Origin of the sequence: uncultured Thermus sp., assembly GCF_938010445.1 — a bacterium.
Classification (GTDB): domain Bacteria; phylum Deinococcota; class Deinococci; order Deinococcales; family Thermaceae; genus Thermus; species Thermus altitudinis.
The window spans coordinates 1-8906 of sequence record NZ_CALLUR010000088.1; the positions used below are offsets into that span (position 1 = coordinate 1).

Genomic DNA, 8906 nt, shown 5'->3' on the forward strand with positions numbered 1-8906 from the left:
TGCCGTGCGCCTGCCCCAGGAGAGCCTGAGGCGGGGCTTCGCCCTTTTCCTGGTGGTCATGGGGGTTTTCATCCTGGGCCAGAACCTGGTCCAGGGACATTAGACTAAAGGGGTGCCCTTCCGCACCCTCCTGGCCATCCAGGCGGAAACCAGGCCAGAGCACTACCGCACGGAAGAAGCCTTTCGCAAGCGGGTCTTTTCCCTCTTAAGGCCCCTACAGGGCACCCCCTCCCCCCGCCTGGCCGCCTTCCCCGAGCTTTTCGGGCTTCCCCTGCTCCTGCACCTGGGAGGGGATTTCCACCCCCGGGAGCTCCTCCCCTCTCCCCTATCCCCCTGGAAACGGGCGCGGAAGGCCTACGAGGTCTTTCACCGGACCATGGCCGAGGCCGCCAGGGCCTTCGGTACCTACCTCCTCTCCGGCACCCTCCTTTCCCCGCCTTACGAGGAGGAGCTGGCCCGAGGGCGCTTCGCCAGGAGCCCCCTCTTCCAGAACCTGGCCCTCTTCTTCAATCCCCATGGCCGCCTTCTGGCCCAGGTGCCTAAGATGGAGCTTACCCCCCCGGAGCGCTGGCTTAGGCGCGGAAGCTTCGGGCCCCACCTGGTCCAAACCCAAGCGGGCCGGGTGGGTATCCTCATCTGTCTGGACGGATTTTTTGAAAATCACCTGGCCCGCCTGGATGCCCTGGGGGCGGAGATCCTCCTGCAACCCTCCGCCAACCCCGCCCCCTGGGAAAGGCCTTGGCCTTGGGATAGGTCCAGGAAAGAGGGCGAGGTGTGGCTCGCCTCCGCCAGGGAACGGCTAAGGGACCGCGAGAACCTAAGGCTCCTCCTTAACCCCATGCTGAACGGAACAATCCTGGGCCTAAGCTTTGAGGGGCAAAGCGGCATCTATGCCCCTGGGGAGGCCCTGGTCCTGGCCAAGGCCCCCCGTGGGGATGAATCCCTTCTCCTGGTCCTATAGACGCTCGGGGAAAAGGGTGATGGGATAAGGGCGGATCAAGGCCTTGGCCAGCCGTTCCCATGCCAGGTCCTTCACCCCCTGGGCGATCTCCTCGGCCACCTCCTCTAAGGGGTAGCGTCCAGGCGGCACCGTCTTTTCCAAAAGGATCACGTGGAAGCCGAACTCCGTACCCACGGGAGGGGAAACCTCCCCCGGCTTGAGGCCGAGAAGGGCCTTTTCAAAGGCGGGAATATAGGTGCCTTTCGGCTCGCATCCCAGGTCCCCACCCGCCTCCTTGGAGCCCGGGTCCTGGGAAACCTCCTGGGCCACCTGGGCAAAGGCCTCCCCCTTCGCCAGGCGGGCGAGAACCTCCTTGGCTGCCTCCAGGGTAGGCACCAAAATGTGCCGGGCGCAGTAAAGGGTGGGGTGGCGGTACTCCGGGGAGAGGAGCCAAAGGGCCTTTAGGGCGGCGGGAGACACCCTTAGGGCTTGCCGGTAATGGGCCTCCAGGGCCTCGAGGGCCATGGCCTCAGAAAGCAAGAGGCGGTAGGCATCCAGGTCGGGTATCCCGGCTTGCAAAAGCGCCTGGAGCAGGGCCTCCTGGGAAGGAAAGGCCTCGGAGAGTTCCCAGACCTTCTTGGCCACCGCTTCCTCCTTTGGCCAAAACCCCCTTTTCCGGGCCACCTGCAGAAGAGCCCGTTCCTCCGCCAAGGCCTCCAAGTAAGGGGCCCGGTACTGGGCCAGAAGGGCCCGGGTGTCCTGGTTGTCGGGAAGGCCCAGTTGGCGAAGGGCGCCTTTGGCGAAGAGGCCAAAGCGTAGCTCAAACTGGCTTCTCCTGAGGCTTTCGGGCCCCACCTGGGCCACCACCGGATCCTCTTGAGCAAAGGCCAGAAGGCCCAGGGCCAGAAGGAAAAGCCCCCACAAGGGGTTGCGGGAAAAAAGAAGGCGCATGCCCCATGCTAGCATGGAGGGCGTGAACGACCTCATCCTCAAGGCCGCTCGCGGGGAGCCCACCCCTAGGCCCCCCGTGTGGTTCATGCGCCAGGCGGGCCGTTACCAAAAGGAATACCAGGAGATCCGCAAGCGCTACTCCCTCCCGGAGATCGTGCAAAACCCCGAGGTCTGCGCTGAGGTCACCCTCTTGCCCGTGCGGCAGTTGGGGGTGGACGCCGCCATCCTCTTCGCCGACATCACCACCCCCCTCTACGGCATGGGGGTGGAGCTGGACCTGGTGGAGGGCAAGGGCCCGGTGATCCCTAACCCCATCCGCAACGAAAGGGGGGTGGAGGCCTTAAGGCCCTTGGAACCGGAAGCGGCCGTACCGTTTGTGCTGGAAACCATCCGTATTCTAAAAAAGGAGCTGGGAGTTCCCTTAATCGGTTTCGCCGGGGCACCCTTCACCTTGGCCAGCTACCTCATAGAAGGCGGGCCCAGCCGCCACTTCCGGGAGGTGAAGACCTTCATGTACCGGGAAGAGGCCCTCTGGCACCGCCTCCTGGCAAAGCTCACCGAGGCCATGGCCAGGTACCTGAAGGCCCAGGTGGAGGCGGGGGCCGACCTCCTCCAGGTCTTTGACTCCTGGGTAGGGGCCCTTTCCCCTTCGGACTACCGCCGGTACGTGAAGCCCCACATGGAACGGCTCTTCCAGGAGCTAAAGCCCCTAGGGGTGCCGGTGATCCATTTCGGGGTGGGGACCATGGGCCTACTGGAGGACATGCGGGAAGCGGGCGGGGATGTGCTCGGCCTGGACCACCACACCCCCCTTCCCTGGGCCCGGGAGGTCTTGGGGGAAACCCCCGTCCAGGGCAACCTGGACCCCGTGGTCCTCTTCGCCCCCAAGGAAGTGATCCGGCGGGAGGTGAGGCGCATCCTGGAGGAAAACGCCGGCAGGGCAGGGCATATCTTCAACTTGGGCCACGGCATTCTGCCCCAGACCCCCGTGGACCACGTGCGCTACGTGGTAGAACTCCTAAAGGAGGCGGAAGCATGAACGTACTCCTCATGGCCTACGGCACCCCCTATACCCCGGAAGAGATTGAGCCCTATTACACCGACATCCGCCGGGGAAGGCGCCCCTCGGAAGAGCTCATCAAGGAACTGGAAGAACGTTACGCCGCCATTGGCAAAAGCCCCCTGAACGAGATCACCCTGGTGCAGGCCATAAGGCTCCAGGCGCTTTTGAACCTCGAGGCCCCCGTCTATCCCAAGCGCCTTCTCGGCCCCTTTGGCCCCCGTACCCCCCAGGGCCCCGCCCGGGTCTACGTGGGCACCAAGCACTGGCACCCTTCCATCGGAGAGGCCTTGGCCGCCATGCACGAGGATGGGGTGCGGCGGGCGGTGGCCATCGTGGCCGCTCCCCACTACTCCCTGAGAAGCGTGGCCGAGTACCAGGAAAAGGTGGACCAGGCCCTCAAGGCCCTCCCTGAGCCCATAGAGGTGGTCTGGGTGCAAAGCTACGAGGCCCACCCCGGCCTCATCGCCGCCTATGCCAGAAGGCTGGAGGAGGCCATCTGGAGGCTACGGGAGCCCAGGAAGGCGGCCTACGTCTTCACCGCCCATTCCATCCCCCTCGCCGCCGTGGAACGGGGCGACCCCTACCCGCGCCAAGTGGAAAGGACGGCGGAGCTCATCGCCAAAAGGCTGGCCCTCCCCCGGTATAGCGTGGCCTACCAGTCGGCGGGGCGGACCCCCGAACCTTGGCTGGGCCCCGACATCAACGAGCACCTGAGGGCCCTAAGGGAAGAGGGCTTTGAAGAGGTGGTGGTGCAGGCGGTGGGCTTCCCCGCCGACCATCTGGAGGTCTACTACGACCTGGACCTCGAGGCCCAAGCCACCGCCCAGGAGGTGGGCCTAAGGCTCCTCAGGGCCCGGAGCCTCAACGCCGACTTGGACTATATCCAGGTGCTCAAGGACCTGGTGGAGGCGGCGTGGCTCAAGTAGCTGTGGTAGGGGGAGGATGGGCGGGGCTTTCCGCCGCCTTGGCCCTGAAGGAGGCCGGGGTGGACTTCCGGCTCTTTGAGGCCAGCCTCCGCCTGGGAGGGAAGGTGCGCACCCACAAGGGGGAAGGGTTTTTGGTGGAAGGGGGCCCCGATGCCAGCGTGCGCTACAAAAAGGAGGTGCTGGAACTGGGGGAACGCTTCGGCCTAACCCCCATCGGCACCCTTCCTGCCAAGCCTGCGGCCTACATCCTGCGCCGGGGAAAGGCCCATCCCCTCCCCGAGGGGCTTCTGCAAATCGTCCCCGGCAACCTCAAGGGCCTAGCCCGCACCTCCCTCCTCTCCTTTTCCGGGAAGCTTAGGGCCCTCTACGATCTCTTCCTCCCCCGGGGGAGCAAGGAAGACGAGAGCCTCAGGGAGTTTGTGGAGAGAAGGCTGGGTCCCGAGGTCTTTGCCGCCCTGGTGGCCCCCTTGGCGGGGGGCATCTACGGGGGGGAGCCGGACGAGCTTTCCCTGAAGGCCGCTTTCCCCCAGCTTCTGGAGCTGGAAAGAAGGCACCGCAGCCTCATCCTGGGGGCCATGCGCACCCAAAAGGCCCGGGGAAGCCGCGAGGGGGGAAGCCTCTTCTTCTCCTTCCAGGAGGGGCTTTCCGCCCTGACCCAGAGGCTAAAGGAGGAGGTGGGAGAGAAGACCCTCCTGGGTACCCCTGTCCTGGCCCTGGAGCCCCTGGGGAGCCGTTACCGCCTCCATACCCCTAGGGGCACCTGGGAAGCGGAGGCGGTGATTCTGGCCACCCCTGCCCCGGTGGCCGCCCAGCTTTTAAGGCCCTTTCTTCCCGAGGCCACCGCGCTTCTCAAGGGTATCCCCCACACCCCTGCGGCCACCGTGAGCCTGGCCTTTTCCGAGGCCTTGCCCGTGGAGGGGCACGGGCTCCTCATCGCCCAGGGGGAAGGGTACCGGGCAAGGGGCTTCACCTGGACCCACGGGAAGTGGCCGGGAAGGGCCCCCGAGGGCTGGTCCTTGGTGCGGGCCTACTTCTCCGGGGAGGTGGCCCGGCTCTCGGAAGGCGAGCTGGCCAAGGTGGCCCTGGAGGACCTCCGCCGCTTCCTGGGCCAGGAGGTAAGGCCCGAGCGCACCTTTGCCTTCCGCTTCCCCGAGGGCATGCCCGCCTACCGGGTAGGCCACCTGGAGCGCATGGAAAGGCTAGACCTGGCCCTCCTTAAAGCCCCGGGGCTCTTTCTGGCGGGGAACTACCTGGAAGGGGTGGGCCTCCCCGAGGTGGTGCGCTCAGGGAGAAAGGCCGCTGGGCGGGCCTTGGGCTACCTCGCCCTCACCCCCACCCCCTAGGCAAAGGTGGGGTGGCCCGATTAGGATGGGCCAAACATGGTTCTGCCCTACCCCGCCCTCGCCCTAGGCTCCCTTCTCATAGGCCTATTGGCAGGGTTTTTGGGCTACTCCGATCCCTACATCCTCCCCTGGTTCATGATCTTCACCGCCGCCACCGCCAGCCTCCACGGGCTCGCTTGGGGATTGCTGGCGGCCTTCTTCTCGGCTGGGGTTCTCCTCCTCTTTCCCGGCTTCAACATCATGGCCCTGGCCCTTCTCCTCCTTTCCGCCTGGCTTGCCCACAGCATTGGGGAAAGCCTGAGAAGGGCCCACCGCCGGGCCAAGGCCCTAGCTAAGGGCCAAAGGCTCCTTACCGAGGCCCTCGAGGCCCTGCCCCAGGCGGCAAACCGGGAAATCCTCCTCGCCTCCCTCCCCGAGCGCCTGGCCGCCTTGGGCGAAGGTGGGCACGTGGGGGTCTGGGTACCCGTAGAGCGCGGCTTCCGCCTTCTTTCCAGCATCCCCCCCTTGGCCCTTGAGGAGGTCCCGGCCAGCGGAGTCCTGGGCCGCGCCCTACAGGAAGCCCAGCCGGTTTACGTGCCCGACGTGCGCCAGGAGCCCGGTTACATCCCCGCCCCCGGCTTAAACGTCCTCTCGGAACTGGCCCTGCCCCTTTGGCAGCGGGGCGAGGTGGTGGCCATCCTCAACCTGGAGCGCCCTGCCCCCTTCACCCCGGAGGAAGTGGAGGGGCTTACCCGCTTTGCCCAGGCGGTAAGCCTCCAGTTGGACCGGCTTGCCGACCTGGAGGAACGAAGGCTTCTGGCCGAGCTCTCCCTACGCCTGCAAAGCGCTACCATCCTGAGGGAAGCGGCGGAAAAAGCCTTGGCCCTCCTCCTGGAGGCCCTCCACCTGGAGGCCGGTACCCTTTGGGAGGTGCAGGGCGAGCGCATGGTGGCCCTGGCTTACCGGGGTGTAGAGGAACCCACCCTCCTAGAGGTTCTAAGAAAGGGCCTCCCCTACGGGCAGGGTCTGGCCTGGGAGGTATACCGTGGGCAAAGCCCGCTCTTTACCGCCCGCTATGCCGAGGAGGCCCAGGCCATACCCCCCCTTAAGGCCCTTGGCTGGCACACCCTGGCCGCCTTGCCCATTCCCTCCCCCAAGGCCCCTCGGAGCCGTCGGGTGATGGTGGTAGGGCAAAAGGAAGCGCGCTTATGGCGAAGGGCTGAGGTGGAGCTCCTCCTTCTGGCCAGCCGCACCTTGGGCCTTGGGCTAGAGCGCCTTGCGGAAAAGGCCCGCCATGAAGGGGTGAACCGGCTCTTCCTAGAGCTTTTAGAGAAGCCCCTGGAAGAGCTTTACGGGCGCATCCTCCTGGAGGCGATCCGCCAGGTCCCAGGGGCAGAGGCTGGAAGCCTCTTGGTCTGGGAAAACGGGGCCTACCATTACAAGGCGGCTTTCGGATACCGCTTGGAGGACCTGAGAACCGTGGCCTTCAGCCAGGAGGAGCAGCTCCTTTGGTACCGCCTAGGCCCCGAGAAGGCCCGAAAGGGGGAGCCCCGCATCCTCAGCCTTGACCACGAGCCCATTGCCGCCATCAGCCACCAAACCGCCCCGCCGGAGATTATGGACACCGCTGGCCGGGTCCAAGAGATCCAGGCCAACCTGTGCCTGCCGATCCCCTACAAAGGGGAGGTCTTGGCCTATTTGAACCTGGATAACCTCCACGATCCCCAGGCCTTCGGCGAAGACTCTTTGGAGGCTGCCCACTTTTTCGCCGCCCCCCTGGCCACCCTGCTCCACGAAAGCCGCACCCGCAAGCTCCTGGAGGAAGCCGCCCTCACCGACCCCCTTACGGGCCTGGGCAACCGCCGGGCTTTTGAGCGCTTCCTCCAGGAAGAGCTCAAACGGGCCGAGCGCTACGGCCATCCCCTTTCCCTCGCTGTCTTAGACCTAACAGGGTTCAAGGCGGTAAATGACCGGCTTGGGCATGCCGTGGGGGACCTGGCCCTTATCAAGGTAGCTGAGGCCCTGGAAAGGGAAAGGCGCAACGGGGACCGCCTTTTCCGCTGGGGCGGGGATGAGTTCGCGGCCATCTTTCCCCATACCCCCAAAGGGGGTGCCGTAAGCGCCGTCCTTCGTTACGCCAAAGCCATCCGGGGCCTTTGCTTTGACGGGCTCTGCCTGGGGGTGAACATCGGGGTGGCCAGCTACCCGGAAGACGGCCATACCCCGGACGCCCTCCTTTCCGCCGCCGACACCCGCATGTACGAGGCCAAGGCCCGGGGATTGGTCCTGTTTGCTTGAAGCCTCCCCATTAGGGAGTATACTGGACCAGACCTAACCATGGACGCCATCTGGAGTCCAGACCTTTCCCAAGCGCTTCTTCCCCTCCTGCGCCTGGGCCTCGAGGGCCTGCCCCAATCCCTGGAACGAACGGGCCGGGTCCTCAAGGCCCACCGGGCCTACCTCTTCCGCCTCGAGGAGCGCCAGGGCACCTGGTACACCAGCCAGCTTGCGGAGTGGGCGGAATCGGGCACGACCCCCCAGCTGCAAAACCCTCAACTGCAAAACCTTCCCATACGGGAAGCGGGCTATGGCCGCTGGTTGGACCTTTTCCTGGAAGGCCGGGCTGTGGCGGGACCTGTGGCCTCCTTCCCCAAGGAGGAGCGGCCCCTCCTGGAGGCCCAGGACATCCAAAGCCTCCTGGTGGTGCCCATCTGGGTAGAGGGAAAGCTTTGGGGGTTTTTGGGGGTGGACGACTGCCAGCGGGATAGGGTCTTCACCCCGGAGGAGGAAGCTTCCTTGCGCACGGTGGCCGAGGCCCTGGCCCGGATCCTGGAGCTTTGGGAAAGGGACCGTTGGCTGGAAACCCTGCTGGAGTCTTCCCCCTTCTACCTGGCCCGGTTGGACAAGGAAGGCCGCCTCCTTTACGCCAACCCTGCCTTGCAAAGGGCCTTTCCCCAAGGGCCCTCCCTCCCTGTGGCCGAAGCCCTGAAGGCCCCGAACCGCCCCCACGCCCACCTTTCCCAAGATGGCCGGGTGGTGGAGTGGACCCTGATGGCGGTGCCGGGACCGGGAGAGGAGGTACTGGAGGTCTTGGCCCTGGGGTTGGACGTAACGGACCGGAAGGAAGCGGAAATCCGGGAGGCCCGCTGGAGCCTGTTTCGCAAAAACCTCCTGCAGGTTTACGAAACCCTTATGGCCGAGGGGCTTTCCGAGTCTATCTTTGGGCTGATCCTCGACGCCGCCCTGGAAACCCTCCCCGCCGCCCAGGCGGGAAGCGTCACCGTGCTCAAGGAGGACGGCTGCTACCATTTCGTGGCCGCCAAAGGGTACCACCTGGATGCCCTGCGGCAAGTATGCCTGCGCCCGGAGGAACCCCTTTCCCTTACCGGCCACCGGGAAGCCCAAGTTTTCACCTGGCGGGACCTGGAGCGCTTCAATGCCCGGCTGGATGAAAAAAGGCGCAAGATACTGGAGGAAGCGGGCAGGGTGCGGGAGATCCAGGCCATCCTCTCCGTCCCCGTGTACCTGGCAGGGGAACGTAAGGCCTTCTTGTACCTGGATAACTTCGAGCGAGAAGACGCCTTTTCCCCTTTTGACCTGGAAGTGGCCCAGGCCTTCGCCAGCCAGCTGGGTCTGCTCCTGCGCCGCATGGAGCTGGAGGGGCGAATCCAGCACCTGGCCTACCACGACCCCCTAACGGGCCT

The 8906-nt window shown here is 65.4% G+C and carries 7 protein-coding genes and 1 pseudogene; 7 read left to right on the plus strand and 1 reads right to left on the minus strand.

Translation table 11 applies throughout. The features are described 5' to 3' along the window. Positions 1-103 (plus strand): annotated as a pseudogene (locus Q0693_RS04965) (sulfite exporter TauE/SafE family protein); the annotation flags it as partial. 9 nt (positions 104-112) lie between these two features. Next, positions 113-961, plus strand: a complete 849-nt coding sequence (locus Q0693_RS04970; protein WP_298629644.1) for a carbon-nitrogen hydrolase family protein — start codon at positions 113-115, stop codon at positions 959-961. Here Q0693_RS04970 and Q0693_RS04975 read toward each other — a convergent pair. Continuing rightward, positions 956-1891, minus strand: coding sequence for a peptidylprolyl isomerase (locus tag Q0693_RS04975; RefSeq protein ID WP_298629646.1), 936 nt, complete (start codon positions 1889-1891; stop codon positions 956-958). The two genes, Q0693_RS04970 and Q0693_RS04975, sit on opposite strands and share 6 nt — an antisense overlap. Positions 1892-1904: 13 nt before the next feature. On the opposite strand from Q0693_RS04975, the gene hemE reads away from it, so the two are divergent. The 5 genes from hemE to Q0693_RS05000 all read left to right on the plus strand — a co-directional run. Then, positions 1905-2930 carry a uroporphyrinogen decarboxylase gene (gene hemE, locus Q0693_RS04980; RefSeq protein WP_298629654.1) on the plus strand — a complete coding sequence of 342 codons (1026 nt, stop codon included), beginning with the start codon at positions 1905-1907 and terminating at the stop codon, positions 2928-2930. Beyond that, positions 2927-3880: a ferrochelatase gene (gene hemH / locus Q0693_RS04985; RefSeq protein WP_243030754.1), complete on the plus strand. Its 954-nt coding sequence runs from the start codon at positions 2927-2929 to the stop codon at positions 3878-3880. The genes hemE and hemH overlap by 4 nt, the downstream gene beginning before the upstream one ends. Continuing rightward, positions 3868-5223 (plus strand): protoporphyrinogen oxidase, encoded by a 1356-nt coding sequence (gene hemG, locus Q0693_RS04990; RefSeq protein ID WP_298629648.1) that lies wholly within the window; start codon positions 3868-3870, stop codon positions 5221-5223. The genes hemH and hemG overlap by 13 nt, the downstream gene beginning before the upstream one ends. Positions 5224-5259: 36 nt before the next feature. Further along, on the plus strand, positions 5260-7500 hold the full coding sequence (locus Q0693_RS04995) for a diguanylate cyclase (RefSeq protein WP_298629650.1): 2241 nt from the start codon (positions 5260-5262) through the stop codon (positions 7498-7500). Between the two features lie 39 nt (positions 7501-7539). Then, positions 7540-8906, plus strand: a 1367-nt coding sequence (locus tag Q0693_RS05000) for a GAF domain-containing protein (protein WP_298629652.1), incomplete at its 3' end; no start/stop codon positions are given.